This is a genomic window from Cognatundibacterium rivi (assembly GCF_018139565.1).
Taxonomy (GTDB): domain Bacteria; phylum Pseudomonadota; class Gammaproteobacteria; order Burkholderiales; family Burkholderiaceae_D; genus Undibacterium; species Undibacterium rivi.
This window is the reverse complement of sequence record NZ_JAGSPK010000003.1, coordinates 549,997-576,436: the sequence shown is the minus strand read 5'-3', so window position 1 is coordinate 576,436 and position 26,440 is coordinate 549,997. Positions and strand designations below refer to the sequence as shown.

General features: G+C 50.9%; 24 protein-coding genes. 14 read left to right on the top strand and 10 right to left on the bottom strand.

The annotated features are described in order from the left end of the window. Window positions 1–99: 99 nt before the first annotated feature. Window positions 100–1,587, bottom strand: a complete 1,488-nt coding sequence (locus KDM87_RS11205) for a cryptochrome/photolyase family protein (protein WP_212679139.1) — start codon at window positions 1,585–1,587, stop codon at window positions 100–102. A gap of 85 nt (window positions 1,588–1,672) precedes the next feature. On the opposite strand from KDM87_RS11205, the gene KDM87_RS11200 reads away from it, so the two are divergent. The 6 genes from KDM87_RS11200 to KDM87_RS11175 all read left to right on the top strand — a co-directional run bounded on the left by KDM87_RS11200 (window position 1,673) and on the right by KDM87_RS11175 (window position 6,518). After that, window positions 1,673–2,353 carry a YqgE/AlgH family protein gene (locus tag KDM87_RS11200; protein ID WP_212679137.1) on the top strand — a complete coding sequence of 227 codons (681 nt, stop codon included), beginning with the start codon at window positions 1,673–1,675 and terminating at the stop codon, window positions 2,351–2,353. Continuing rightward, window positions 2,353–2,760: a Holliday junction resolvase RuvX gene (gene ruvX / locus KDM87_RS11195; RefSeq protein WP_230407712.1), complete on the top strand. Its 408-nt coding sequence runs from the start codon at window positions 2,353–2,355 to the stop codon at window positions 2,758–2,760. The genes KDM87_RS11200 and ruvX overlap by 1 nt, the downstream gene beginning before the upstream one ends. Beyond that, window positions 2,757–3,269, top strand: coding sequence for a bifunctional pyr operon transcriptional regulator/uracil phosphoribosyltransferase PyrR (gene pyrR / locus KDM87_RS11190; RefSeq protein WP_212679136.1), 513 nt, complete (start codon window positions 2,757–2,759; stop codon window positions 3,267–3,269). The genes ruvX and pyrR overlap by 4 nt, the downstream gene beginning before the upstream one ends. Then, entirely contained in the window at window positions 3,262–4,236 is a 975-nt protein-coding gene (locus KDM87_RS11185) for an aspartate carbamoyltransferase catalytic subunit (protein ID WP_186897167.1), read from the top strand. The genes pyrR and KDM87_RS11185 overlap by 8 nt, the downstream gene beginning before the upstream one ends. A gap of 82 nt (window positions 4,237–4,318) precedes the next feature. After that, window positions 4,319–5,602 carry a dihydroorotase gene (locus tag KDM87_RS11180; RefSeq protein WP_212679134.1) on the top strand — a complete coding sequence of 428 codons (1,284 nt, stop codon included), beginning with the start codon at window positions 4,319–4,321 and terminating at the stop codon, window positions 5,600–5,602. A gap of 181 nt (window positions 5,603–5,783) precedes the next feature. Further along, window positions 5,784–6,518, top strand: a complete 735-nt coding sequence (locus tag KDM87_RS11175) for a lysophospholipid acyltransferase family protein (protein WP_212679132.1) — start codon at window positions 5,784–5,786, stop codon at window positions 6,516–6,518. 154 nt (window positions 6,519–6,672) lie between these two features. On the opposite strand, the gene KDM87_RS11170 is transcribed toward KDM87_RS11175, so the two are convergent. The 8 genes from KDM87_RS11170 to KDM87_RS11135 all read right to left on the bottom strand — a co-directional run bounded on the left by KDM87_RS11170 (window position 6,673) and on the right by KDM87_RS11135 (window position 18,387). Then, complete coding sequence (locus KDM87_RS11170) at window positions 6,673–8,739, bottom strand: TonB-dependent receptor (protein WP_212679130.1); 2,067 nt, start codon at window positions 8,737–8,739, stop codon at window positions 6,673–6,675. A gap of 32 nt (window positions 8,740–8,771) precedes the next feature. Next, window positions 8,772–9,113: a ferric iron reductase gene (locus tag KDM87_RS11165; RefSeq protein ID WP_212679128.1), complete on the bottom strand. Its 342-nt coding sequence runs from the start codon at window positions 9,111–9,113 to the stop codon at window positions 8,772–8,774. An 864-nt stretch (window positions 9,114–9,977) separates the two neighbouring features. Beyond that, the gene (locus KDM87_RS11160; RefSeq protein ID WP_212679127.1) at window positions 9,978–10,625 is read right to left on the bottom strand and encodes a hypothetical protein; all 648 of its coding nucleotides are present in this window, start codon (window positions 10,623–10,625) and stop codon (window positions 9,978–9,980) included. Between the two features lie 57 nt (window positions 10,626–10,682). Beyond that, window positions 10,683–13,502, bottom strand: a complete 2,820-nt coding sequence (locus KDM87_RS11155; RefSeq protein ID WP_212679125.1) for a DUF1631 family protein — start codon at window positions 13,500–13,502, stop codon at window positions 10,683–10,685. A gap of 232 nt (window positions 13,503–13,734) precedes the next feature. Further along, window positions 13,735–14,562 (bottom strand): symmetrical bis(5'-nucleosyl)-tetraphosphatase, encoded by an 828-nt coding sequence (locus KDM87_RS11150; protein WP_212679124.1) that lies wholly within the window; start codon window positions 14,560–14,562, stop codon window positions 13,735–13,737. 11 nt (window positions 14,563–14,573) lie between these two features. Then, complete coding sequence (gene hemH, locus KDM87_RS11145; RefSeq protein ID WP_212679123.1) at window positions 14,574–15,680, bottom strand: ferrochelatase; 1,107 nt, start codon at window positions 15,678–15,680, stop codon at window positions 14,574–14,576. A 13-nt stretch (window positions 15,681–15,693) separates the two neighbouring features. Then, window positions 15,694–17,340 carry a DNA repair protein RecN gene (recN, locus tag KDM87_RS11140; RefSeq protein ID WP_212679122.1) on the bottom strand — a complete coding sequence of 549 codons (1,647 nt, stop codon included), beginning with the start codon at window positions 17,338–17,340 and terminating at the stop codon, window positions 15,694–15,696. Between the two features lie 153 nt (window positions 17,341–17,493). Then, window positions 17,494–18,387: an NAD kinase gene (locus KDM87_RS11135; protein WP_212679121.1), complete on the bottom strand. Its 894-nt coding sequence runs from the start codon at window positions 18,385–18,387 to the stop codon at window positions 17,494–17,496. A 74-nt stretch (window positions 18,388–18,461) separates the two neighbouring features. Between KDM87_RS11135 and KDM87_RS11130 the strand changes: the two genes are divergently transcribed. Genes KDM87_RS11130 through KDM87_RS11120 form a run of 3 tightly spaced genes read left to right on the top strand, consistent with a single transcriptional unit; the run spans window position 18,462 to window position 20,630 of the window. Beyond that, a complete protein-coding gene (locus KDM87_RS11130; RefSeq protein WP_212679120.1) occupies window positions 18,462–19,148 on the top strand; it encodes an HAD family hydrolase in 687 nt (228 codons plus the stop codon). 44 nt (window positions 19,149–19,192) lie between these two features. After that, entirely contained in the window at window positions 19,193–20,212 is a 1,020-nt protein-coding gene (gene hrcA / locus KDM87_RS11125; RefSeq protein WP_212679119.1) for a heat-inducible transcriptional repressor HrcA, read from the top strand. A 34-nt stretch (window positions 20,213–20,246) separates the two neighbouring features. Continuing rightward, entirely contained in the window at window positions 20,247–20,630 is a 384-nt protein-coding gene (locus KDM87_RS11120; RefSeq protein ID WP_212679118.1) for a response regulator, read from the top strand. Window positions 20,631–20,707: 77 nt separating this feature from the next. Here the strand turns inward: KDM87_RS11120 and fur are convergent, their stop codons facing one another. Continuing rightward, on the bottom strand, window positions 20,708–21,136 hold the full coding sequence (gene fur / locus KDM87_RS11115; protein ID WP_212679117.1) for a ferric iron uptake transcriptional regulator: 429 nt from the start codon (window positions 21,134–21,136) through the stop codon (window positions 20,708–20,710). 130 nt (window positions 21,137–21,266) lie between these two features. On the opposite strand from fur, the gene KDM87_RS11110 reads away from it, so the two are divergent. The 5 genes from KDM87_RS11110 to leuS all read left to right on the top strand — a co-directional run bounded on the left by KDM87_RS11110 (window position 21,267) and on the right by leuS (window position 26,439). Beyond that, the gene (locus tag KDM87_RS11110) at window positions 21,267–21,752 is read left to right on the top strand and encodes an outer membrane protein assembly factor BamE (RefSeq protein WP_212679116.1); all 486 of its coding nucleotides are present in this window, start codon (window positions 21,267–21,269) and stop codon (window positions 21,750–21,752) included. 11 nt (window positions 21,753–21,763) lie between these two features. Continuing rightward, window positions 21,764–22,576 carry a 4-hydroxy-tetrahydrodipicolinate reductase gene (gene dapB / locus KDM87_RS11105; RefSeq protein WP_212679115.1) on the top strand — a complete coding sequence of 271 codons (813 nt, stop codon included), beginning with the start codon at window positions 21,764–21,766 and terminating at the stop codon, window positions 22,574–22,576. Between the two features lie 7 nt (window positions 22,577–22,583). Further along, on the top strand, window positions 22,584–23,276 hold the full coding sequence (locus tag KDM87_RS11100) for a MotA/TolQ/ExbB proton channel family protein (protein WP_408058731.1): 693 nt from the start codon (window positions 22,584–22,586) through the stop codon (window positions 23,274–23,276). Between the two features lie 2 nt (window positions 23,277–23,278). Further along, window positions 23,279–23,725, top strand: coding sequence for an ExbD/TolR family protein (locus KDM87_RS11095; protein ID WP_212679113.1), 447 nt, complete (start codon window positions 23,279–23,281; stop codon window positions 23,723–23,725). Between the two features lie 86 nt (window positions 23,726–23,811). Further along, window positions 23,812–26,439 (top strand): leucine--tRNA ligase, encoded by a 2,628-nt coding sequence (leuS, locus tag KDM87_RS11090; protein WP_212679112.1) that lies wholly within the window; start codon window positions 23,812–23,814, stop codon window positions 26,437–26,439. The last annotated feature ends 1 nt before the right edge of the window (window position 26,440 follow it).

Here is a 26,440-nt window from a genome sequence, read left to right as displayed (position 1 = left end):
AATTGCGTGCTGTTTTAGGCTCGATGTTGAGTTGACTATGGGTGCGTGCTACACCGTCCTCATCAATATTATCAAATGCCTGTTGCTGCTTGATGCACTTTAATCCGCAGATAGCGTCCCTGGCTTTTTGACTACGGCATAACGCTCCAGGGTTTTCTTTCGCGCGACGTCATGTTCGACGATGGGATAAGGATAATCTTTTCCCAGACTGACGCCCGCTTGTTGTAATAGCAGGGGCGCCGCTTTCCATGGTGCGTGTATTGTGCGCTTATCCAGTTTGGCTAGTTGCGGTAAATAGCGCGCAATGAATTTGCCATCGGCATCAAATTTTTCGGATTGTGTTATCGGATTAAAAATTCTGAAATATGGTTGCGCGTCGCAGCCGGATGACGAGGCCCATTGCCAGCCGCCGTTGTTGGCCGATAAATCAAAGTCATTCAGTTTTTCGGCAAAATAAGCTTCACCGCGCCGCCAGTCTATGCCCAGATCCTTAATCAGAAAGCAGGCGGTCACCATGCGCAAGCGGTTATGCATGTAACCAGTCTGATTCAATTGCCGCATCGCTGCATCAACCAGCGGATAGCCGGTGTTACCTTCGCACCAGGCGGCAAAATGCGCATCTGCCTGAGTGCCTGTTTCCCATTGAATCGCATCATAGTCCGGCTTGAATGCACGTTCGGTCACATGCGGATGGTGGTGCAGAATCATAAAATAGAAATCGCGCCAAATCAGTTCGGCCAGCCAGATTTCTGCACCGTGATTACTGCTGGTTCTGATTTGTTGCATTGCTTCGCGTACCAGATGCCGCACAGATACCGTGCCGAAACGCAGATGCACTGACAAATATGACGGCCCTTTGAGCGCCGGGAAATCGCGGGCAACATCATAATGTTTCATCCGCGCCAGAAAGTCCTGGATCAGCTGTGTACCGCCGGACATGCCTGTTCGTATAGGAAGTGCCTGAGTCTGGTCGTCGCTGAAGCCCATCTCTGATAAAGCCGGTATGCCGGCCAAATCGATACGACAAAAATGTGCAGCATATTTTTCTACCAGATAGGATTTTGCGTAAAAATCACTACCTTCCGCATAGAATTTTTTCAGCCATGCGTTCTTGTAGGGTGTGAAGACGGAAAAGGGCGTACCGGCTAGCGATAAAACTTCGTTTTTCTCAAAAATCACCTGGTCTTTATAGCTTAAAAATTCGCACTGTTGCTTACCGAGTGCGGTTTTCACCGCGGCATCGCGTTGCAATGCCGCTGGCTCATAGTCGTGATTAGTGAAGACCGCGTTGACTTGCAGTTGTTCTGCAACGCGTGGAATTTCGGTGGCAGGATCGCCGTGTATTACCAACAGGCTACCGCCAAGTTTGCCGATTTCCTGTTGCAGCTCAATGATGCTGTCGTGAATGAAACGCACGCGCCTGTCATTGGCTGGCAGATGTTTTAAGATGGTCTGATCAAAAATAAAAACACAGATGACTTCTTTGCTATGGCGTAAAGCCTGATATAACGCGGCATGATCAAAGCAGCGTAAATCACGCCGGAACCAGACCAGAGTGCGCTGAAAAGAAACAGATTTTTCTTGCATAAGTATCAGAATAGGAAAGTCGGAATCATGGTGCGGAACCTTAGCACACATCGAAAATACACGTTAAAAATGCTAAAATGGCGGTATGGCGAAGCAAACAAAATCCCCACATTCTGAACTGCCCGACGGTGTTCCCGCTCCGGCTGGCTCCATTTCTGACATTGTTGCAACAGCAGGCGGTGATGCCGCTCCTGCATTTGATTTAAATTTAACAAATCATTTCCTGATTGCAATGCCTTCTATGCATGACCCCGTGTTTGGCGGCAGCGTGGTGTATCTGTGTGAACATAATCCGCGTGGCGCGATGGGCATGGTGATTAATCGCCCGACCGATATGACCGTGGCTGAATTATTTGACCGTATCGATCTGCGCCTGGAAGTGATCCCTGATTCGCATCCTATGGGTAAGCATCTGGTGATGTTTGGCGGCCCGGTGCAGGACGATCGTGGCTTTGTGCTGCATTCTCCGGTCGGCGAATATACCTCGTCTCTGAAAGTAACTGATGATATTGCTTTCACGACCTCGCGCGATGTGCTCGAAGCGATTGCCGCTGGTGACGGCCCTGAACGTACTGTGATGAGTGTCGGTTATGCCGGTTGGGGCGCGGGGCAACTTGAAAAAGAAATTCTCGCCAATGGCTGGCTGACTGTTGCCGCCGATCCGCAGATTATTTTTTCGCTGCCGGTCGAAGAGCGTTTTAATGCGGCCATCAAATTACTCGGTATTGATCCGATTATGCTTTCATCCGAAGCGGGGCACGCCTGATGACTATGCTCGAAGCCAAGGCTGATGGTACGGTGCTTGCCTTTGATTTCGGATTGAAACGTATTGGTGTGGCGGTCGGCAATACCTTCTTGCGTCAGGCTGAGCCACTCAACATCATTCATGCACCGACCAACGATGGCAAATTTGCCGAAGTCGCTGCGCTGATCAGCAATTGGCAGCCAGTGTTATGCGTAGTCGGATTACCGCTGCATCCGGATGGCGAGTCGCATGAAATGACGCAGCGTTGCCGCCGCTTTGCGAATCAGCTGCAAGGCCGCTTCAAGCTCCCGACGAAACTGGTTGATGAACGTTATTCCTCCGCCGTTCTGAACGGCAAGCGCGGTGCACATATTGATGACGATGCCGCAGCCCTGATTCTGCAACAATATTTTGACGAGAACCCATGAGCAATGTTTCCTCCACACTGAATGCGGAAGCGCTGTATCAGCAGCTTCTGAAGCAGATCAAACCACAAGCCGTGGCAAATGATAATCTGGCGATCATCGGTATTTACTCTGGCGGTGCCTGGATTGCCGAACGCCTGGTGAATGATCTCGGCCTGAAAAATAAGCCTGGTCTGATTGATGTGTCATTTTATCGCGATGACTATGCGGCGAAAGGTCTGCATGCTGATGTCAAGCCGACACATATTCCATTCGAAGTCGATGGCGCACACATCATACTGGTGGACGACGTGCTGTACACAGGACGAACGACGCGCGCAGCCATCAACGAGTTGTTCGACTACGGCAGACCTGCCCGTGTGATGCTGGCGGCGCTGGTGGATCGCGGTGGGCGTGAATTACCGATTGCTGCCGATTTTGTTGTGCATGTTGCCTCATTTGAACCCGCTGTCTCTGTGAATCTGCAACGCGCAGACGATGGCACACTTAGTTTTTCTATCGATCATGCATAATCCTCAGCTCAATAAACACGGTGAACTTCAGCATCTGCTGACGATAGACGGTCTGCCTAAATCCATCGTCAATCATATTCTCGACACCGCCTCGTCATTTGTCAGCGTCAGCGACCGCGAAGTCAAAAAAGTGCCGCTGATGCGCGGTAAAAGTGTGTTTAATCTGTTCTTTGAAAACTCCACCCGCACCCGCACTACATTTGAGATCGCCTCGAAACGTCTGTCGGCCGACGTGATCAACCTCAATATTGCGGCATCGAGTACCAGCAAAGGTGAATCCTTGCTCGACACCATCGACAATCTGGCGGCAATGCACGCCGATATGTTTGTGGTTCGTCACGCGACTTCCGGCGCCCCTTTTTTGATTGCCAAACATCTCAATGATACGAAACAGCATCATGTGCATGTAGTCAATGCGGGTGATGGTCGCCACGCACATCCGACCCAGGGTCTGCTCGACATGTACACCATCCGCCACTATAAGAAAGATTTTACGAATCTTACCGTGGCTATCGTCGGCGACGTCTTGCACAGCCGCGTTGCACGTTCTGACATCCATGCGCTGACGACGCTGGGCGTGCCGGAAGTGCGCGTGATCGGTCCGCGCACTTTGCTGCCGGGCGGCCTGGAACAGATGGGTGTGCGCGTTTTCACCGATATGAACGAAGGCCTGAAAGGCGTGGACGTCATCATCATGTTGCGCCTGCAAAATGAACGTATGAGTGGTGCCTTGCTGCCTTCTGCTCAGGAATATTTCAAGAGCTACGGCTTAACGCCGGAACGGCTGGCGCTGGCGCATCCTGATGCGATCGTCATGCATCCGGGTCCAATGAACCGTGGCGTAGAAATTGATTCTGCTGTCGCGGACGGCCCGCAGGCCGTGATTTTGTCGCAGGTCACATTCGGTATTGCCGTGCGCATGGCAGTGATGAGCATTGTCGCCGGCAACAGCGGCAGTGACGCCTGATATCTGTGAGATTGAGCCCGGCGCAGGCCCGGCGATAACTGATCGTGCGTTATCCGTTACGTGAGACGTACAGGGAAGCAACATGAAAATTCAAATTAAAAATGGCCGCGTGATTGATCCGGCGAGCGGCATTGATGCGGTACAGGATGTGTTTATCGCTGCCGGAAAAATTCTTGCTGTCGGTGCGGCGCCGGCAGATTTTGTCGCCAACAAAGTCGTGGATGCCAGCGGTCTGGTTGTGGCTCCGGGGCTGGTCGATTTAAGTGCCCGTTTGCGCGAACCCGGCTTTGAATACAAAGCCACACTGGAATCGGAATTGCAGGCCGCCATGCGCGGTGGCGTAACGAGTCTGGTGTGTCCACCGGATACGGATCCGGTACTGGATGAATCTGGTCTGGTCGAAATGCTGCGGCAACGTGCGCGCACACAAAATAAAGCCCATGTTTATCCACTCGGCGCGCTGACGGTGGGACTGAAAGGCGAGTCTCTGACAGAAATGTCCGCACTGACAGAGGCCGGTTGTATCGGTTTTTCGCAAGCCGAAGTAACGATTGCTGATACCAATACTTTGCAACGTGCTTTGCAATACGCGAGCACGTTTGGCTACACGGTCTGGTTACGTCCGCAAGATGCTTATATAGGCAAAGGTGGTGTTGCGCACAGCGGCTCGCTGGCATCACGGCTGGGCTTATCCGGCGTGCCAGTGATGGCAGAAACAATCGCCTTGCATACCTTGTTTGAGCTGATGCGGGCGACGGGGGCGAAAGTGCATCTGTGCCGGATTTCCTCCGCTGCCGGTCTGGATCTGGTGCGTCAGGCGAAAGCCGAAGGCTTGTCGCTGACTTGCGATGTCGGCGCCCATCATGTGCATCTGACCGATAACGATATCGGCTACTTTGATTCGAATGCACGCATGACACCACCATTGCGCAGCCAGCGCGACCGTGATGCGATTAAAACGGCATTGAGCGATGGCACCATTGATGCGATCTGCTCGGATCACACACCAGTCGATGATGATGAAAAACTGTTGCCGTTTGCTGAAGCGTCTCCGGGCGCAACCGGGCTGGAGTTGTTATTGTCGCTTGCGCTGAAATGGGCAGAAGACAGCCGTGGCGCCGTGACTTTGTCGCAAGCGTTGACGAAAATCAGTAACGGTGCGGCACAGGTGGCAGGTATCGCTGCAGGCAAACTGGCTGTAGGTAGTGCGGCCGATCTGTGTGTATTTGATCCTGCTGCACACTGGAAAGTGGAAGCCGCTGCGTTGGCGAGTCAGGGCAAGCATACGCCGTTTCTTGGCTACGAATTGCCGGGCGTCGTTAAGCTGACGATGGTGGATGGGCATATTGCCTTTGACAATCTGTAATCTGCATTCAACACCGTCACCTGCATCGCCTGCTATCGCCGGGTGATGCGGTGACTGCTGGCAATAACCGCTATATACAAAGCGAACAGGGCGTATGAATGCCATCTGCGACGCCTCTTGGCTTTGTACCGAAGAACAAAAATTTTAATGAATGCTCCGTTGGAGTATCTGGCGAGTCCGTATGATTTTCTGGCATTTTTTCCGCATTTTCCTCCATCTGCTTGCAGGCTTGCTGACCAGTGCCTTGCTCTTTCCCATCGTGGGGGCTGTCCGGAGAGAAGCGCTGGTGCAGCGCTGGTCGCGCCAACTGATGGCGATCTGCACAGTGGATGTGGTGTTTAAGGATGCCAGCCAGGGACACTTCGCAGAACGAGCGCTGATCGTCTCGAATCACGTGTCCTGGCTCGATATTTTTGTTATTAACACGGTGCATCCATGTCATTTCGTTGCGAAAGCGGATATCCGTTCCTGGCCCGTACTGGGCTGGCTATGCGAAAAAGCAGGAACCATATTTTTAGCGCGTGGTAAACAGCGTGAAGTGCGGCGGATTTACGAAGGGCTGGTACACCAGATTCATGATGGCAAACGTATCGCTTTTTTCCCTGAGGGCACTACCGCAGCGCAGGGCACGGTGTTGCCATTTCATGCCAATTTATTTGAAGCGGCGATAGAAGCCAAAGTACCGGTGCAGCCTTTTGTGCTGCGGTATGTCGATGCACAAGGAAAATTTCATGCGGCGGCAGATTTCATTGGCGACATGACGTTTGCCGAAAGCATGAGCACTATCCTCAAAGCGCCGCGCATGACTGCCGAAGTGATACGCTTACCGGCGATTGCGACCGAAGGTGCGCATCGTCGTGACATCGCTTTGCAGGCGCGTGAACTGGTGATGCGTGAATTAGGTTTGTCGCAATAGCTGCCTGCTCCATCGGGTGCTGAATAATGAACGACGAAAGACTATTCACATCACTAAAAATAAAATGCCCAATAAAATTTATTGGGCATGATCGCAACGCTTTTGATGAGTAGTGTATTTCAGAACAGATCCGTCAGATACGCAAGCCGGCTGACTACAATCGTGTGTTCAATACTAAGCGGATGTTGAAAGGTGCGCCGGGTTGTAGCTGCACATTGTTTTGTGCAGATTCTATATAGCGAGTATTGTTGACATTATTGAGTTTTAAGCTGATGTCATATTTCGGTTGCAAGTAACTTAATGCTAAATCGAGACGGGCATAACCGGGGAGTCGCACAGCGTTGTCGGTCAGTGCGAATTGCTCGCTATGTGCAAGAAGACCTGCACCCAATGTCCAATTTCTGGCGAGTCGTTGATTAACCCACAGGCTGGCATTGTGTGCCGGGGTCATTTCAGCGCGATTACCTACACGTACGTCGTTCGATGCGATGATTTTTGCATCGTTATAGGTGTAGCTGGCATTAAATTGTGTTCCGCTAAAAAGTTCCCCCTTAAGTTCGACTTCTAAGCCTTGATTTCGCTGACGACCAACTTGCAACTGACGCAAGCCTGTAAGGTCGGTCGGGTCTGCCGTTAATTGATTGCTTTGTTCAATTCTGAATATCGCGATGCTGCTGTATAAGCGCTTATCCAGCCATTCCTGTTTTAAACCTATTTCTTGTAAGTCAGTTTTTAATGGATCCACTTGTGTGAGTGGTGTACTGCCGGTGTATAGCAAATCTCCACCAGCTGGTTGATATGCACGGCTGAGGGTAAGGTAAGCGGACTGCTCTGGGGTAATTTTATATGTCAGTCCCAAACGTGGAGAGAATAAATGATCACTGCGTTCGCTGATGGCGTTATTGAGTAAACGATTAGTTTGCTTTTGCTTGAAATGATCAAAGCGTCCACCTAGCAGCATATTCCAATCATTTGTCAGCATGATTTGATCTTGCACGTAGATTGCCGTTGTGTCGGCATTAAAGTCATTGTTCAGTGCAACCGGTAAAGTCTTGAAATCTGGAGCAGTAAGTAATTGTTGAGGCTGATAAAGATCGACCGGTAAAGCAATGCCGGTTTGTCTGACCAATGAATCACGTTTTTGTTGAGACAATTCCACACCCGCCAGCAGCACATGATTTGCGACGCTGTAAGTTAATTCGGTTTGATTGATCAGGTTTTTTTGTTTTATCGGGAAGTAAGTAATCTGACGTGAAACGGTGTTGTTGGGGTTGACACGTCGGCTGCGTGTATTCGCACCGATCAGATCGGTTTGACTGTATTGCGTGTTATTGACGAGCTGGAGCTGTGGGGTGAATGTGTGTTCCAAACGCGCTTTCACGAGATCACTATCGGTGCTGGTAAAGTCAAATTTTTCCCCATAAAAACGACTTGCATCGACGTTCACGGCTCGCCCATTTAAGGATGGAATGCCGCGATCTGGTATATGGTCTTCGCGCTGTATTTCAGCTTGCAACAACAGGCTGGTTTTCGGTGAGAAGCTCCATGACAGCGATGGTGCCAGCAGCGTACGGCGATGCTCAACCACATCCCGATAGCTATCGCCGGAGTCGTAGGCGGCAATCAAACGCGCGTTGACTTCCGTATTTAAGGAGCCACCGACATCGACACTGACTCTTCGTTGTTTGTTGGAGCCTAAAGCTAAAGAGATTTCCTGGTCTTGTTTTGCTTGTGGTTTTTTTGTAATACGGTTAATCAGGCCGCCGGCGGCACCACGACCATACAAGGCCGCGGTAGCACCTTTAATGACTTCTAAGCGATCTGTCGTGGCAATATCTCGAAAATACAGGCTGTCGTCGCGCATGCCATCTAACAGTGTTTCGCGTGGGGAATAGAACCCGCGAATGTAGAATTCATCCCGCCGTCCTTCTCCTTGTCCAGCGACGATGCCGGGTGTAAATTCCAATGCTTCTTTACTGCTATTGGCGACGCGATCCCGTAAATCTTCTGAGCTCACAACAGAGATTGATTGCGCTGTTTCGAGTATGCTGGATGGCGTTTTGCTGGCACCGCTCACAGCGGTGGTACCGGGTTGAGATGTAGCCTTCACTTCAATTTGAGGTAGTTCGTTTGTGTTCTTTGTTTGTGCTTGAACAGAGTAACTGCAAAGAGGATAAAACAGGGTGCTGATGATGAGTGAGATGGGTCTTACAGATGTCATTTGTGTTTCCTTATAGTAGTAAAACTGCCGATTTAAAATTGAGTATTTGTTCCATTGACCACGCCCAAAGGATGGTATAAAGGGAGGTAGGCGGCTTTGCGGTCGGCCTGTTTTAAAAAACGGGTCAATAAATTTCCTTTGACCGGCAAAGGCTCGCCCGACAGCAAGCCTTGTATCCGACGCGTAGCTTTGGCATCAGGAAATTGCGCAAGATAACTTTGCAGGGTATTGCGGAGGCAAGCCCATAGATCGAGATAGAGTGCGTGATTGCCGTTGGCGAGGATGGCAATCACTTCGCAAATATTGTTCACCAGCATGCAATAAGCGATGCGTGTCCAACCAGCTTCGTCGCTACAACAAATTTCTTTGAGCATCGTTTCACATGCCCGCGTAAAGTGCCTTCGAACCAAAATGCAGAAATGAATTGACGCAATCTGCGCCCGGCCGCTTCTGAATAGTGAGACGGAGAGTGATCTTCCGGGTGAGAGATATTGCGGATCATAGATGGGGCTTCAAAAATAAATCGGTTGAGATTTTTAGCTTGACGTTGAGCATAGCTTCGACGAATACCGGACTGTGATTTGTTTCATCTGTATGTGTCCGGAATGTCTTTTACTTAAGCCCCAAGTTGGCGGGCTGTCATCGGCATGAAAATGCGACTGGTTTAATTATAAATAATAATGATTATCATTTGCAATAAATAAATGAGTCACTTATTCTTAATACGAAAGTAATTTATTTGCATCATGAGGTAGTTGCATCGCTGTCAAACAGCGCGTAATACTTTGCAGATCAGGGATATGTATCCAAATTTTCACTCCGGTGTGTCACGCATCCGTGTTTGAGTAGTAGGTATCCGGAGTGTTGTATATGGACATCATTGACAAAGTTTGCAGGCACCATTGAGTACAAAGGCCTTCCAGCTCCGCCATCGGTCTCGATCTGGCGCTCCCGGCCAACAGTGCGCAAGCATCTCAATAATGTGACTGAGCTCAAGGATGGACGAGAGCAGCCTGCCTCTCGCAAACCTGTCCAGATTGAAGGGCAAGCACGATTTGGCTGAACGATGGGAAGAAACTTATCCGATAACGCCGTCGTTCGGCACATCGATGATGGAAGTGGCTCGGTTATCCCATTCCGTATGAGGTTTTCATAACCTGGAAATACTCGCCGGGAGTATGTTTCGGCAAACAGCAGTTATTGCAAGAGTGATGACGCACTCTTCTATTGCAGCAGCATCAGCGACATTTGCCCGACATCGCTGCCTGTGCCCAGAATGGTGCTGCGAGTAATCCAATAAAGGCGACGCCACTGATTTTTGCCGGACGATGTTTTAAGGCATCGTCATCCGTGCATCCCGGAATCGTCGCCTGCTTTAAATCTTTCTGCAAACGTTCATATTTACTCAGTGCCGCATTTTCCAGGGGATTGCCACTGGCTTCGGCACCTTGCTGTAATTCACTCTTGCTTGCCTGATAGGCTCTGGCGATACTTTGCGAGCTGATATCGAGCGGCACTGAATCGGTTGCCGTGTTACCGCTGGCAGAGACAGGCACATTGACGTTTTCAGGAGTGTCGGCCACGCTTGTCGATACGGTAGTCGAGGCTGATTTGTTGTGTGCTTTACGCATAGCACCGGAAGTTGGTACCGAAGCCGCAGTAGCCGCAGACTTATCTGGCACAGTATCGACAGTCGGGCGGATATTCAGTTGAAATTGCAACAGCATGGCCGGACGGGAGATCGCATCCAGCGTATTGATCCTGCTGATTGGCTGCGACAGCGACAATATCAATAGCAGTGTGACTCCCGCCGCCAGCAGTGCAGAACACAGTCGCATGCTTGTGCGCTGTGCATTCCATTTATCGTGGCGGTAGATCACGGTCATGACAGGCGATGGTCTGGTTGGCGGTATCGCCTCTGACAACCGATGTCGTTACAAAGTTCAAGCGAATGCAGGATGGTCAATCGCATCTGCCGAAGTCAGCAGGGCTTGCACCGCGCGTTCAAACAGCGGCTCATTTTCGAGAAAACGTACACGACCGTGAGCAATCATGCGGCGGAACATGCGCACACTGACGAGCGAAGGTTTTTCGTTGCCTGCCAGCGTCAGCACCAGATTATGATGTGATGGATCAACCCAGTTCAGTGTTGCGATACTGGGTTTGATTCCCAGTTTCACTTCCAGGCTGATACCGCTGCGCAGGCGCTCTTGTATGACTTCTTGCGTAAATTCCACAGTGTCGACGGGCTTTTCACCAATGTCACTGTCTGTCGCTAACTCGCTATCAAAAAACTCATCCAGCATCTGCACCTGAATGTCGAGGTCGCGTATTGCTTTGTCCAGTCTTTGCTGGGTTTCCGGCGCACGCAACTGTTCATGCAAGGCTTCCTGCGAGGCTTCGTTGTGATAGATGAAGTCGGCAAAATGCTCATGAATTGCCGGTAAGCTTAATGAGCGTGTCTGCGGGTTAAGCGGCGGCTGCACGGTGCGTAAAGCATTTGTATGGGCATCCACCAGCCAGTCGAGTAAATGTTTCTGCTTAGCGTTATTCCACTGAATCGCAGTCAGTGCTTCGCGCAAAGTATTCAGTATGATGGGCAGCAAAGCGAACAGTTGAGTGCGGTCTTCTTCATTCAGTTTGGCGACGATACTCCACAGCAGGTCGGGAATCAGCAGACGATAACGGATACCGCGTTTGGCATCTTCACGTTCGGCATATTCGATCGCATGTACCCAGGTATTTTCTAAAAAATCACGCAGATAGGGATCAATCTGCAGTTTTTGCAAGACCTCGCGTAACTGCGCCGAGATATGCACCAGTCGCAAAGTGCGGTTCTCTGCGGTCTCAATGGCTTCTACCGTATGTGCAATCGTTTGCTCACTCGAGCGCAATTCACGAGCGATAAACGCATCAAACTCATCCAGCATGCGGATGAATAATTGCGAGCTTTCGCTGTCATCTTCCAGCAAGGTTTCGACGATGCGGCAAATTTCCTGTGTGATGTGCGCACCTGTCGGATCGATCTGTTTCAGCCCCAGTGAAATGGAGCCGACACGATTGATCAGCATGCGTGCCGGATGCCCTTTCTGGGTCAGTAAAGTCTGATCGCGGAGGGCGATTTTCAGCACCAGAAATTGCAATCGCCCCAGCTGCGCACGTATTTCTGCCGGTACTTGCGGATCGCTCAAAATAAATTCAAACAGCATTGCGACGACATCAATCGTCATCTGCTCATCGACATTGTCTGTCATGTCATTGAGCGTGGTTCTTTGCTCCAGTATCAGGTTGCGGATGCCGCCCAGATGATTGAACATCTGTTCGCCGGTAATGATGTTATTTTTTTGTAGCTCATGCACCGACTGTACGATGCCTGTACTGCTATCTGAGTGATTGCTGTCAGCGATGCTGTAAGCGTGATCAGAATGCTTGCGATGGTCGCTATTTGCCGTTGGTGTGGCGCTGGTTTGTGCAGATCCGTATGCTGTGTGTGGCAGGTGGTGAGCGCTGTTCAGCGTTTGGCCTGGGGCATGCCCTTCCGCATTGCCAGTTGCTACGCCATTGCTGGCGCTATTGGGGATACGATTCGTGGCGTCGTCGTTCGTGCGGTTTATTTCTCCGTGCCCACCAAATAACTGTCGTAAGGTCGAGCCGACGGATTGATTTTTTTCCAGCCATTGAAATGCGCTGGCGCGTGTCTGACCTGGATCTGCGATCGGCGCGGCGTATCCTTCCAATCCCGGATATGGCGCAACGACGGTCGGCTGTGACGTAAAAGCAGAGGCGGCTTGTTGCACCAGCTGCTGTGTGAATTGCTGTGTTGCAGAACCGATTTTACTGGTGCTTATTCCAGCCGCGATATCTCTCACGCTATTGAATAATTGTTCAACTTTACTGACTGTTGTCGTCGCCGGAGTCGCTTGCAACTGTTGCGCTGGATATGCTGGCGACGGAGGTCCTTCGTTGCCTGAGAATGAGTGTTGATGCATCGCACCCGGTATTACACCTTCATTATGCATTTCCGCGCAGGGCATGCTGTCGTTGACCTGCGGAGATGTGTCCGGTGCGGCGGCAACTGTCGCCGCTGTCGCAGCTGCTGTAGTTGTAGTAGCGGGCGGTGTTTTCTTGATTTTTAATTGTAGTTCTGCTGCCACTCCTTTGGCAGCGAAGTAATTATTCACTGCATCATAAATTTTACCAATATGCGGCGTCAGATCTTCTGCAATCTGTGCGATAACGGCCGCAGAAATATCGTCGTCCAGTTCAAATTTTTCTATGCCGCTGGCAATGCTGCGGGTGATTAAATATGGGCGGAACGGGTTCTCTCGTTCGCTGATTTTTTCCTGACTGAACAATAGTGCGATACGTATATTCAAATCGCGTATCTGCTCTTCTGCTTCGGCACGGAAACGTGCCGTAATTTCATTGAGCAGCAGTTCGTTTTCCAGCGCATGCGAATCGACCAGTGACAAACTGTCGCTTTGCATTTTCAAGACAGATGTCGGGCGAAACGTATTGTAGGTGGTCTGGAAGCTCCGGTTCAGCAAGCCATCCATCGCGTCGCTCATGGCATCCAGCATTTGCCTGCCTTGCCGCAGGCGCATGCTGGCATGCAGATAATCTCTTTGTTCCGTTGAGCTGCGGGCGGCCTCAGCTTTTTTAAATAAGGCTTCCAGTGTGTGTGGTGTTGCGGCTTCTACACTGTTCAGAAAAGTCCGGTGAAACTCTGTTCGGGTAGCGGGCAGAAATTCATTCGGATCCATATATTTTTCCCAGATTTGGCACGCAGGCACATGTTTAAAAACGTAATAAATGTAACAAATTTGTTATCTGGAAGTATAGATCAGAAGATTGCTAAATTATTATTTGAATGTAATGTTTTAAACATTGTTCACAACTGTTTTGCGTCGTCACGATCATGAATACAACAACGGCAAGTGGGCTGAGCGCGCACTTGCCGTTAGATTGTTTCTAGCGGGAAAAATATTGCTTATTTCAGCCCGGTTTTTGCTGTTGTGGACAGTCTATCTGTACCAGCGTTCTGTCATGCAGCGCAACTGCAGTCAGTTTGCCGCCCCAGACGCAGCCAGTATCAAGGCTGATCAGATTGTGACGTAATACCAGTCCTAAAGTGGACCAGTGACCGAATACCACCGTGCTATTCTCGGACGCGCGTGGCAGATCGAACCAGGGCGCATATCCTTGCGGTGCGGCGCCGATGCCGTCTTTGCTGGCAAAATCCATCTGTCCATCGATACTGCAAAAACGCATCCGTGTCAGGGCATTGACGATGCAGCGCAAGCGATCTGCACCTTGTAAACTGTCATCCCAATACGCAGGTGTATTGCCATACATTTGCCGTAAAAAATCCAGCCAGTCCGGACTGCGCAGCACGGTTTCGACTTCTCCCGCGAGCGCCATCGTTTTTTCGGCTGACCACGACGGAAAAAGTCCGGCATGAATCAGTAAGTGCTGCTGCTCTGTGATTGCCATTGGCCGTTGGCGCAACCACTCCAGTAATTCAGCGCAATCCGGCGCATCCAATATGTCTGTAAGCGTATCGCTGCGATGTGCGGGACGGATGCCATGAGCAACCGCCAACAGGTGCAGATCGTGATTCCCAAGCACACTCTCTGCTCGCCCGGCCTGCTGCAAAGCACGGACGCGACGCAAGGTTTGCAAGGATTTCGGCCCGCGATTCACCAGATCACCGGCAAACAGATAGCGGGCGGACGGTGACTGTTGTTCTATGCGCTGCAGCAGTTCACCCAACTGGTCGTCGCAACCTTGAATGTCGCCGATAAAATATGTTGCTGTCGTCATGTCTCTGGCGTTTATTGATTCGCACCCATACGTTTGGCTTCGGCGCGGCTGAGTAGTGCCTGTTGCTTCTGTTCTTCGCGCATGCTGACAGTCAGCATGGTCGGCCAGCCGATCAGATGTTGTTCCGCAATTTCCGCCAGAGCGCGTAACCACGATGGCGATTCGTTCAGACAAGGAATGTAATTAAATTCCTTACCACCGGCCTGCAGAAAGTCAGACCGTACTTCCATCGCAATTTCTTCTAAGGTTTCCAGGCAGTCGGCGATGAAACCGGGGCAGATCACATCAATGCGCCGCACCCCGTCTTTGGCGAGCTGCGTTACCGTCGGTGCGGTGTAAGGTTGCAGCCATTCGGCCTTGCCTAGACGTGACTGAAATGTCACGATGTACTGATCTTTCGATAAACCGAGCTTTTCAGCAAGCAGACGTGCGGTTTTGTAGCATTCACAATGATAGACGTCACCGCGTAACAGAAATGCTTTTGGTAGGCCGTGAAAACTCATGACCAGTTTTTCTGGTCTGCCGTTCGTTTGCCAGCTCGCCAGTACCGATAGCCGCAGCGCTTCTATGTAAGCCTCGTGGTCATGATAATTTTTAACCAGACGCAGTTCAGGAATATTTCTGACCTGTTGATAATGGCTGAACACCGCATCGAAATTCGATCCGGTCGTTGTCGCCGAATATTGCGGATAAGCCGACAAAATTAATAAACGGTCATAACCATCTGCTTTCAGCTTTTGCAGTACATCGGGGATGGATGGAGTGCCATAGCGCATCGCATAAGTGACGTGTACCTCATGACCACGCTCGCCAAGATAGCCCTTCAACAGCACAGCCTGTTTTTCCGTATGTACTTTCAACGGCGAGCCGTCATTCGTCCAGATGGAGGCATATTTTTTTGCTGACTGACCGGAACGGAAAGGCAGGATAATCCCATGCAGGATCAGCCACCAGATTGCACGGGGCACTTCAACGATACGTCTGTCCCACAAGAACTGTTTCAGGTAGCGACGCACTGCCGGTCTGGTCGGTGCATCCGGTGTACCGAGATTAATCAGTACGACTGCCGTTTTTCCGATTTTTCCGTGGGAGTAATCAGGTTCTTTCAGAAAGCGCATGGTATTTATTTTTTTAAGAGGCCAGTAATTCTCTGGCGTGTTTACGAGTGGTTGCGGTGATTTCTATGCCACCCAGCATACGGGCGATTTCTTCGACACGCTGTTTGTTATCGAGCATGTCGATATGAGAAATGGTTTTGCCGTTGTGATTTGTTTTGCTGACCTGAAAATGCTGATTTGCCTGACTTGCGACTTGCGGCAAATGGGTGACGCACAATACCTGACGATCTTGCCCCAGTCGTTTCAGTAAGCGTCCGACGACCTCGGCAACACCGCCGCCGATGCCGCTGTCGACTTCGTCGAAAATCAAGGTTGGTGTTGCTGTTGCACCAGAAGTGATGACAGAAATAGCTAAGGAGATGCGCGCCAGCTCGCCGCCGGACGCTACTTTTGCCAACGGACGGGCTTGCACTCCGGCATGACCGGCGACTAAAAATTCAATCTGCTCGAGTCCGTACGCAGCAGGTTCACATGCATTCAGACTGACGGCAAAACTGCCGCCGGCCATGCTTAATTCCTGCATCGCCGCCGTCACTGCAACGCTGAGTGTTTTTGCGGTTTTTTCGCGCGCCTTGCTTAGTTGTTGCGCGGCCTGCAGATAATGCTGATACGCTTTTTCTTCCTGCAAGCGGAGTGCATCCATATCGCTGGCGTCGGACAACTGTTTTAATTGCTCAGATAAAGTTGCAAATTCCTGATGCAGATATTCCGGCGCAACGTGGAAGCGACGCGCAGTTGTATGGATGGTTTCGACGCGTTGTTCAACTTCACGTAGGCGCGCCGGATCGAGCTCGGTCCGATTCAGATAATCGTTCAGCGCATACGTGGTTTCCTGCAAATTGATGCAGGCAGATTCCAGTGCTTCGGTGACGGGTTTCAGCGCGGCATCGTAATCCAGCAGCTTGAGTAATTTCTGTTGTACAGCAGTCAGTTGCGACAGCACTGGATGTTCTGAATCCGAAATCAGGGCAGCGGCCTCTTGCGCACCATCGAGCAGGCTTGCCGCATGCGCGAGGCGGCTATGTTCCTGACTGATGTTTTCCCATTCGCCTGCTTTGATTTGCAATTTGTCTAGTTCACCCACCTGCCATTCGAGGCGCTCGCGTTCTTGCAAAACATTCTTGGCGTTGGTCTCGAATTCTTCGCGCTGCCGGCTCAGATTGCGCCACGCTTTATAACGTGTTGCGACCTCTGCGGCGTTCTCTTGCAAACCGCCTTGCATGTCCAGCAGCGTGCGTTGTGCTTCCGCTTTGAGTAAAGACTGATGCGCGTGTTGCCCGTGGATGTCGACCAGCAGATCACCCAGTTCACGTAATTGCGTTGCGGTGGCGGTGATGCCGTTGATCCAGGCTTTCGAGCGCCCAGCGTTATCGATCGTTCGGCGCAGAATCAACTGTTGCTCAGGATCGCTGAATTCATTTTCCAGTAACCATTGCTGAACATTATCCGAGACCGAAAACTCAGCAGAGATATCTGCTTTGGCGGCAGATTCGCGCACCATGCTGGCATCGCCACGGCCACCGAGTGCCAGTGTCAGTGCATCGATCAGTATCGATTTGCCTGCGCCGGTTTCACCCGTCAGGACACTGAATCCGGATGAAAATTCCAGTTCAAGAACATCAACAATGACAAAATCACGAATGGCAAGCGTGCGCAGCATAGGAGCAGGAGTAGTTAAAAATGAAAAAACGAAATGAAAAAAGGAAAAAAATTCAGACTGGATTAGTAAAGCTATTTTAGCAATAAGTAACTCTGTGAGCAGCGGCTATGAGCAGCATCTCGTATACCCCGGTTCAGCGGGAGCCGTTTGCCATTAATTCAGTGCACCTTCTACGGTAGGGTATTCGTTCCAGTGTAGTTTTTCCCGCAGCGTATGGTAATAATTCCAGTCCTGAGGATGCAGAAAAGTGACCGTGTGGTTGGAACGTTTGACGACGATACGATCCTGTCGCAGCAGGCTGGCAAAGGTTTGCATGTCAAAATTGACGCTGATATCGCGTCCGGCAACGATTTCGATCACGATTTCACTGCTTTCCGGCAGGACGATGGGGCGATTCGACAAAGCATGCGGCGCAATCGGCACCATGACAATACCATTCAGGCTGGGGTGCAGCAGCGGTCCACCTGCTGATAGAGAGTAGGCAGTAGAGCCAGTCGGGGTGGACACGATCAATCCGTCCGAGCGCTGGTTGTACATAAAATGAGAATCGACTTCGACACTGAGCTCGACCATGCCGGAACCAGTCCCGCGTGACACCACAATGTCGTTAAAGGCCAGGCCGCTGAAGATCTGATGTCCCTCACGAACAACGATCGCCTGCAGCAGGCTGCGCCGTTCAGAGACGTATTTGCCTTCCAGCATCTCAGCAATCACCGGAATCATGCGGTCTAGCGGTATATCTGTAATGAAACCAAGCCGCCCCTGATTAATGCCGATCAGCGGGATATGGTATTGCGCCAGTTGCCGGGCGATACCGAGCATCGTGCCGTCGCCGCCGACCACAATTGCAGCGTTTGCATGTTTGCCTATGTCCGCGACCGACATAGCCTGAAACCCCGGTAATTCTATGTATTGCGCCGTTTCAGCTTCGACCACAACCGTATTGCCCGCACGGTCAAGAAAGCTGGCGAGTTCACTCATTGATTCTGCTATACCGGGAGCATTAAATTTACCAACAAGTGCAATCGTTTTTGAAGGGGCAGTCATAAAAAAAGAGTGGTGACGTGATTCGTCAGATTAGACCATAATTAGCGTAGAAATGAATCAACTGACTGCTATTTATGACAATTAAAGCTGTATTACTGGATTTAGACGATACCTTGTGGCCGGTTGCGCCAGTGATTCAACATGCGGAAGCGAGCTTGTATCAGTGGATGCAGGAACATGTACCTGCGGTCGCCGCGAACTACTCGGTAGAATCGATGCGGCAAAGGCGCAATAAACTGGTGCCGACGGATCCTCGTTTTGAATACGACCTGTGGGCGTTGCGACATACTCTGCTTAGCCAGATATTCGCAGAACATGATGTACCTGTCACAAAGGCCGATCAGGCCATGGCGGTATTTGCCGACGCCCGCAATCAGGTCAGTTTGTATGATGATGTCGTACCGGCGCTGGAGATGTTGTCGCAGCGGGTTTTGTTGGGGTCAGTTTCAAATGGCTTCGCTGATCTGCGTGAAATTGGTCTTGCGTCCCATTTTCGGACTTCGATTGCTGCCCGCGATTTTGGCTGCGCCAAACCTGATCCGCGCATATTTCTCACGGCTTGCGAAGCCTTGGGCGTTGCGCCTCATGAAACTTTGTATGTTGGCGATGATCTGTTGCTGGACGTGCAAGGCGCTCAACAGGCCGGATTGCGCGGGGCATGGATGAATAGGCATCGTCTGGAGATCAAAGATGATCGTCATCGACATATTCAGCCTGACGCGGAATTTAAAAATTTACATGATTTGACAAAATGGTTATGAAGTTTTCTATGTTCATGTTTGCTTGACTCGCATAAAATGAACAGATGCTACTAGATACTCGCGCTCAAACTCTGTTAAAAGCCCTCGTAGAACGCTACATCGCCGACGGTCAGCCTGTAGGTTCGCGTGCTCTCTCAAAAATTTCTGGTCTTGATCTGTCACCGGCAACGATCCGTAATGTGATGGCTGATCTGGAGGAGATGGGTTTGGTCGCCAGCCCGCATACGTCGGCTGGCCGCGTTCCCACCCCCAAAGGTTATCGCGTATTTGTTGATAAATTACTGACGGTGCAGGAAATCAGTGAACTGGCTCTGGAATCCCGGCTGCAAACTGGCTTGGTATCTCAGCCGCCGCAAAAAATCATTGCCAACGCCGCCCAGATATTATCTTCGTTGTCGCAGTTTGCCGGTGTTGTCATGACGCCGAAAACCGAATCCATTTTTCAGCAGGTCGAGTTTTTGAGGCTGTCGGAAAAACGCATTTTGCTGGTGGTGGTGGCACCGACCGGAGAAGTGCATAACCGCTTGCTTCTGACGGATATTGATTACACGCCAGCGCAGTTGTCGCAGGCAGCCAACTATCTGAATCAGAATTTCAGTGGACATGCTTTTGAAGATGCTCGTCTCGGTATCAACAGCGAATTACGGCAGTTGCAAACAGATATGACCAGCCTGATGCAAGCCGCTGTCGAAGCGGGCAGCGATGCCTTGTCTGAGCAAAGTGATGAAATGGTTATTTCAGGAAAAACCAATTTGCTGAATGTGCAGGATTTATCGTCCAACATGACATCACTGCGTAAGCTGTTCGACATGTTCGAGCAAAAGAGCAGTCTGATGCAGTTGCTGGACGTATCGTGTAAAGCGACAGGCGTGCAGATTTTTATCGGTGGGGAGTCGCAGTTGTTGCCTATGGATGAGATGAGCGTCGTCACTGCGCCGTATGAGGTCAATGGTAAGATCGTTGGCACCCTGGGTGTGATCGGTCCGACGCGAATGGCGTATGAAAGAGTGATTCCTATCGTCGACATTACGGCAAAATTACTCTCCAATGCCTTGAGTCAGTAAGATAAAGGCAAAAAGACGTGCAAAGAGACATGCGATGTTAAATAAAAATATTTCCATATTACTCATCGACGACAACGACATTACCCGCGAGGTGTTACGTGTCGTATTGCGCAACGAGGGATACACGGTTGCAGGAGAGGCGACGGATGGCGGCTCCGGGCTGGATCTGGCGCTCAAACTGAGGCCAGATGTAATCATGCTGGATGTGGTGATGCCCAAAGTCAGCGGTCTTGATGTGCTGCCGAAAATCAAGGATATGCTGCCTGATACCAGAATATTGCTGGTGACCGGGAGTCACGATAAGGAAATTCTGTCCGAAGCGGTGAAATCAGGCATACATGGCATTATTCTGAAACCATTTAATGCGCAGAAAATTATTGATACCGTCGCCGGTGTCGCTGCAAAAATAAAGAAATAATCCCAAAAAATAATCCACAACGCCCAAGCATCCTGTTGCAAGCGCTTCTATGCTCATTGGCATGAGCAAGTAGATGCTTAATTTTTGTGTTCGCAATTCTCTTTCGTGCAGCTGCCGTAGATCGCCAGTGAATGCTCTGCGATTTTAAAGCCACGCTCCAGAGCGATGGTATGCTGACGCTGCTCAATTTCCGCATCAAAAAACTCTTCAACGCGACCGCAATCAAGGCAGACCAGATGATCATGGTGTGAGCCTTCGTTTAATTCAAAAATGGCTTTGCCAGTTTCAAAATGATTCCGGTGCAGCAGGCCAGCCTGTTCAAATTGTGTCAGGACACGGTAGACAGTTGCCAGGCCGACATCCATATTTTCAGTCAACAGTATTTTATAGACGTCTTCCGCAGTCAGATGTCTAACCTTGCTGCTTTGAAAAATTTCGAGGATTTTCAGGCGTGGCAAGGTCGCTTTAAGTCCGCTGGCTTTCAGATTTGGAGTGCTGTTTGTCATGTTTTCGGTCAAAAGAGTGCTATCTGCTTTATGATATCGGGTTTTAGGGCATGTTGCTCAATTACTGAGGGTACCTATGCGATTGTTGTTTTCAAAATCTGTTCAAGGTAAAGCCATCCGGCTTGCAGGCATGACATTATTACTGGGCGTATCTGCTTGCGCATCGAAACCGCCAGTGGCGGACAAAACGGTGTCAGCGACGGCCGGTACGCAAATATACGCGCCGACAGGGGTGAGTAAGTTCCTTGGCTATATTTCGCCGTATCGTATTACTGTTCAGCAAGGTAACTTCGTTTCTCAGGAAATGATGGCGCAGATCAAAGAGGGCATGACGCGCGAGCAAGTCCGTTTCGTGCTTGGCACCGCTTTGCTGACCGATATGTTTCACGAAGATCGTTGGGATTATCCTTTCCGCCTGACTAAGCCGAATGGTGAGCAGGTCGTCAGTCAGGTCACTATTCATTTTAAAAACAATACGGTTTCTAAATTTGAAGGCGGTAGCCTGCCGACGGAAAAAGAATATCTGGCAAGGATTACCGAGTCGGCACTGGGCTTAGATAAAGTTGAGTCGCTGAATGATCTCGATGGCACGCCAAAGAAAAAAGATAAAAAATAAAGAAAGCTAGTATGACTGCATTAAAAGTAGCAGTGGCGGGCGCTTCCGGCCGCATGGGAAAGATGCTGATTGAAGCGATCAGCAACGCAGACGACATGGTACTGGCTGGCGCACTGGATGTGGCCGGTTCTACAGCGATCGGTACCGACGCCGGTGCATTTCTCGGAAAACCTGCCGGTGTGTTGATTGAATCCGATCTGGCCAAGGCTTTGGCGGACGCGGACTTTCTGATCGATTTCACACGTCCTGAAGGAACGTTGAAGCATCTCGACTATTGCGCTGCGCATGGCATCAAAATGATTATCGGCACGACCGGTTTTGATGATGCGGGTAAAGCAGCCATTGCGGCGGCAGGCCAACAGACCGCGATTGTCTTTGCACCGAACATGAGTGTTGGTGTCAATGTGACGCTCAAGCTGCTTGAAATGGCAGCCAAGAGTTTCGCCGAAGGCTACGACATCGAAATTATTGAAGCGCATCACCGACATAAAGTCGATGCGCCTTCCGGTACCGCGCTCAAAATGGGCGAGGTGATTGCCGATGCGCTCGGTCACGATCTGAAAGAGGTCGGCGTTTTTGCGCGCGAAGGCGTAACCGGTGAACGCGATCCGTCTTCGATAGGTTTCGCCACCATCCGTGGCGGCGATATTGTCGGTGATCACACTGTGCTGTTTGCTGGTATCGGCGAGCGCGTTGAGATTTCGCATAAATCTTCCAGTCGCGTCACCTATGCGCATGGCAGTTTGCGGGCAGCGCGTTTCCTGAACGACAAGGCAACTGGCCTGTTCGATATGTACGACGTGCTTGGGCTGAATAACCACTAACTCATCCATCGCAATGAACGCCGCAATTGCACATTACTGGGAGCAGGCAGATCAGTTCGGGCATGCCATTGCCTATCTTTTACTGCTGATGTCATTGTTGAGCTGGGCGCTGATTTTTGCCAAAGCCTGGTCATTTTGGCGGGTGCGTCAGGCAGCACCGTTCTTGCAGAAATTCTGGCTGGCTCCGAGCATGGACGATGCGCAGGCACTGTTACAACAACGCGATAAAGAGCAGGTATATCTGTTGCTGGCGGTAGCGGCGATGTCGGCAATGGATGCTGCTCAGCGTGCTTCCACCCTGAGTGCTGACAGTAGTCTGAATGATGCGCTGACGCGCGCTTTGCGCCAACAGCTGCAACTGACCACTAGCCGTCTCGAAAATGGTCTGACGGTGCTGGCCTCCGTTGGTTCTACCGCGCCGTTTGTTGGTTTGCTCGGTACGGTATGGGGGATTTATCACGCGCTGACGGCGATATCGTCCGCAGGCACGATACAGATAGATCAGCTTGCCGGGCCGGTCGGCGAAGCGCTCATTATGACGGCTTTTGGTCTGATTGTCGCCATTCCTGCGGTGCTGGCATACAATGTTTTCAACCGTTTTAACCGCATTACATTTGCAGAGCTGGATGGCTTTGCGCATGATCTGCATGCACATTGCAGTCGCAATAGCGATCCGCAACATTCTGACAAACAGGTGTGAACATGGCGTTTGGTTCGTTTAATGACAAAGCCGGACGATCACAGATGCACAACATGGCAGACATCAATGTCACTCCTATGGTGGATGTGATGCTGGTGTTGCTGGTGATTTTCATCATCGCCGCACCATTGATGACGCCAGCAATCAAACTGGATTTGCCACAAGCTGCCGCGAAGCCTGGTCAGCAACAGCCAGAATCTCTGCAAATTGCGATTGATGCCGCTGGCATCATTTATTTGCAGGGCGTTGCGACCGATCTGGCGGCGTTGGAGCCACGCTTCCGGCAGGCAGCTTTACAACAGCCGCAACCCGATCTGCAATTACGCGCCGACAAATCCACCCGTTACGACGTGCTTGCGCAATTGATGGCGGCGGCGCAGGCGCAGGGGCTGAACAAAATTGCGTTTGTGATGCAACCGGTAACGGAAGCTGACACCGCCAAACCCTGATGCTCGCAAGCATTGCTCAATATCCCCCCTGAACCAGTTATAATCTAAGGTTCTGAGTCATTTCCGCATCTACTTCTGGTCACGCCATGCAAGAAAAATACACGCCCTCCGACGTCGAGCAATCGGCGCAATCCCATTGGAAAAAAATCGACGCCTATAAGGCAGTAGAAAACAATCCACGTTTCCCTAAAGGTAAATATTACGCCTGCTCTATGCTGCCTTACCCTTCCGGTAAGCTGCACATGGGTCATGTGCGTAATTACACCATCAACGATATGCTGGCGCGCCAGCTGCGTATGAAGGGTTACAACGTGTTGATGCCTATGGGCTGGGATGCGTTTGGTTTGCCCGCCGAAAATGCGGCGATTGCGTATAAAAAATCACCCGCAGAATGGACTTACGCGAATATCGAAGACATGAAGTCGCAGATGGAGCCGCTGGGCCTGGCGTTCGACTGGTCGCGTGAAGTGGCGACCTGCGATCCGGATTACTACCGCTGGAACCAGTGGCTGTTTCTGAAGATGCTGGAAAAAGGCATTGCTTACAAAAAAACGCAGGTCGTGAACTGGGACCCGATTGATCAGACCGTGCTGGCGAATGAGCAGGTGATTGATGGTCGCGGCTGGCGCTCTGGCGCTTTGGTGGAAAAGCGTGAAATTCCCGGCTACTACTTCGGCATCACTCAATACGCAGAGGAATTGCTGAGCAGTATCGATACGCTCGATGGCTGGCCAGAACAAGTACGCACCATGCAGCGCAACTGGATAGGCAAGAGTGAAGGCGTGCGTTTTGCGTTCAACCATGAAATCAAAGATGAGACTGGCGCCCTGGTGCAAGACGGCAGAATGTACGTCTTCACGACTCGTCCTGACACCATTATGGGCGTGACGTTTTGCGCCGTGGCGGCGGAACATCCGCTGGCGACTGTCGCTGCAAAAAATAACGCGAAACTGGCAGCATTCATCGAAGAATGCAAAGCCGGTGGTACGACTGAAGCCGAAATGGCGACCAAGGAAAAAGAAGGTCTGCCAACGGGCTTATTCGTCACGCATCCACTGACTGGTGAGCAGGTCGAAGTCTGGGTCGGTAATTATGTGCTGATGACTTACGGTGACGGCGCTGTGATGGGCGTACCAGCACATGACGAACGCGATTTTGCTTTTGCCAAAAAATACGCTATTGCGATCAAACAAGTGGTGGCTGTTGAAGGTGAAAGCTTTACCACTGAAACATGGGCTGACTGGTATGGCGACAAACAGAAATGTGTGACCGTTAATTCCGGCAAATACGATGGTCTGAGTTATAAGGCAGCGGTGGACGCTGTCGCCACTGATCTCGCTGCCAAAGGCGTCGGCGAGAAAAAAACCACCTGGCGTCTGCGCGACTGGGGTATTTCGCGTCAGCGTTACTGGGGCACGCCGATTCCTATCATTCACTGCGAATGCTGTGGTGATGTGCCTGTGCCTTACGAAGATTTGCCGGTGGTATTGCCAACCGAATGTATCCCTGACGGTTCCGGCAATCCATTAAAGACGCATGCAGAATTCTTGAACGTGCCTTGCCCTAAATGCGGTAAGCCAGCGCAGCGTGAAACCGACACCATGGATACTTTCGTCGATTCCAGCTGGTATTTCATGCGCTATACCTGCCCGGATGCGACGACGATGGTCGATGAACGCAACGACTACTGGATGGCGATGGATCAGTACATCGGCGGTGTTGAACATGCGGTATTGCATTTGCTGTATGCCCGTTTCTGGACCAAAGCGATGCGCGATATGGGTCTGGTCAAGATTGATGAACCATTCAAAAATCTGTTCACGCAAGGCATGTTGCTGAATGAATCGTTCTATCGTGAAGATGCCAGCGGCAAGAAGACCTGGTTCTATCCGAATGAAATCGAAGTCCAGCACGACGATAAAGGCCGTCCGGTATCGGCGAGTCTGAAGTCTGACGGTCAGCCAGTGCAAATGGGCGGCATAGAAAAAATGTCGAAGTCCAAAAACAACGTGGTCGAGCCGAAAGACATCATCACGCAGTTCGGTGCAGATACGGCGCGTCTGTTCACGATGTTTGCGGGTCCGCCAGATCAAAGTGCCGCCTGGAGCAGCAGCGGTGTTGAAGGTGCCTCGCGTTACCTGCGCCGCTTGTGGGCATCGGCATTGAAATTGTCTGAAACGATTGCGGCTGGCGCTGCTGCACCAGCCAGTTATGCCGCAGATGTCAAAGTATTGCGCCGTGAAGTGCATCTGACACTGAAGCAAATCGATGCCGATTACGATCGTCTGCAATACAACACCGTGGTATCCGGTGCGATGAAATTGCTCAACACGATAGAGTCTTTCAAATCGGATGCCGAAGGCTCGGCAGCCGCATTGCGTGAAGCGTTCAGCGTACTGCTGCGCGGCCTGTATCCGGTCTGCCCACACATCACGCATGCGTTGTGGCAGGAACTCGGTTTTGCTGCCGAACTCGGCGAGCTGATCGATGCACCATGGCCGCAAGTCGATGAAGCTGCACTGGTGCAGGATGAAATCGAACTGATGGTGCAGGTGAACGGCAAACTGCGCGGCAGCATCAAGGTTAGTAAAGATGCAGATAAAGCCACGATAGAAGCGACCGCGCTGGCTAGTGAAAGCGTGCAGCGTTTCATCGAAGGTGCGCCGAAGAAGATCATTGTTGTACCGGGTAAACTGGTCAATATCGTCGCTTAAT

What these genes read in the sequence shown, in the direction of transcription:
- KDM87_RS11205 (WP_212679139.1), bottom strand. Translation starts at nt 1,587, where the DNA reads ATGCAAGAAAAATCTGTTTCTTTTCAGCGCACTCTGGTCTGGTTCCGG.
- KDM87_RS11200 (WP_212679137.1), top strand. Translation starts at nt 1,673, where the DNA reads ATGGCGAAGCAAACAAAATCCCCACATTCTGAACTGCCCGACGGTGTT.
- ruvX (WP_230407712.1), top strand. Translation starts at nt 2,353, where the DNA reads ATGACTATGCTCGAAGCCAAGGCTGATGGTACGGTGCTTGCCTTTGAT.
- pyrR (WP_212679136.1), top strand. Translation starts at nt 2,757, where the DNA reads ATGAGCAATGTTTCCTCCACACTGAATGCGGAAGCGCTGTATCAGCAG.
- KDM87_RS11185 (WP_186897167.1), top strand. Translation starts at nt 3,262, where the DNA reads ATGCATAATCCTCAGCTCAATAAACACGGTGAACTTCAGCATCTGCTG.
- KDM87_RS11180 (WP_212679134.1), top strand. Translation starts at nt 4,319, where the DNA reads ATGAAAATTCAAATTAAAAATGGCCGCGTGATTGATCCGGCGAGCGGC.
- KDM87_RS11175 (WP_212679132.1), top strand. Translation starts at nt 5,784, where the DNA reads ATGATTTTCTGGCATTTTTTCCGCATTTTCCTCCATCTGCTTGCAGGC.
- KDM87_RS11170 (WP_212679130.1), bottom strand. Translation starts at nt 8,739, where the DNA reads ATGACATCTGTAAGACCCATCTCACTCATCATCAGCACCCTGTTTTAT.
- KDM87_RS11165 (WP_212679128.1), bottom strand. Translation starts at nt 9,113, where the DNA reads ATGCTCAAAGAAATTTGTTGTAGCGACGAAGCTGGTTGGACACGCATC.
- KDM87_RS11160 (WP_212679127.1), bottom strand. Translation starts at nt 10,625, where the DNA reads ATGACCGTGATCTACCGCCACGATAAATGGAATGCACAGCGCACAAGC.
- KDM87_RS11155 (WP_212679125.1), bottom strand. Translation starts at nt 13,502, where the DNA reads ATGGATCCGAATGAATTTCTGCCCGCTACCCGAACAGAGTTTCACCGG.
- KDM87_RS11150 (WP_212679124.1), bottom strand. Translation starts at nt 14,562, where the DNA reads ATGACGACAGCAACATATTTTATCGGCGACATTCAAGGTTGCGACGAC.
- hemH (WP_212679123.1), bottom strand. Translation starts at nt 15,680, where the DNA reads ATGCGCTTTCTGAAAGAACCTGATTACTCCCACGGAAAAATCGGAAAA.
- recN (WP_212679122.1), bottom strand. Translation starts at nt 17,340, where the DNA reads ATGCTGCGCACGCTTGCCATTCGTGATTTTGTCATTGTTGATGTTCTT.
- KDM87_RS11135 (WP_212679121.1), bottom strand. Translation starts at nt 18,387, where the DNA reads ATGACTGCCCCTTCAAAAACGATTGCACTTGTTGGTAAATTTAATGCT.
- KDM87_RS11130 (WP_212679120.1), top strand. Translation starts at nt 18,462, where the DNA reads ATGACAATTAAAGCTGTATTACTGGATTTAGACGATACCTTGTGGCCG.
- hrcA (WP_212679119.1), top strand. Translation starts at nt 19,193, where the DNA reads ATGCTACTAGATACTCGCGCTCAAACTCTGTTAAAAGCCCTCGTAGAA.
- KDM87_RS11120 (WP_212679118.1), top strand. Translation starts at nt 20,247, where the DNA reads ATGTTAAATAAAAATATTTCCATATTACTCATCGACGACAACGACATT.
- fur (WP_212679117.1), bottom strand. Translation starts at nt 21,136, where the DNA reads ATGACAAACAGCACTCCAAATCTGAAAGCCAGCGGACTTAAAGCGACC.
- KDM87_RS11110 (WP_212679116.1), top strand. Translation starts at nt 21,267, where the DNA reads ATGACATTATTACTGGGCGTATCTGCTTGCGCATCGAAACCGCCAGTG.
- dapB (WP_212679115.1), top strand. Translation starts at nt 21,764, where the DNA reads ATGACTGCATTAAAAGTAGCAGTGGCGGGCGCTTCCGGCCGCATGGGA.
- KDM87_RS11095 (WP_212679113.1), top strand. Translation starts at nt 23,279, where the DNA reads ATGGCGTTTGGTTCGTTTAATGACAAAGCCGGACGATCACAGATGCAC.
- leuS (WP_212679112.1), top strand. Translation starts at nt 23,812, where the DNA reads ATGCAAGAAAAATACACGCCCTCCGACGTCGAGCAATCGGCGCAATCC.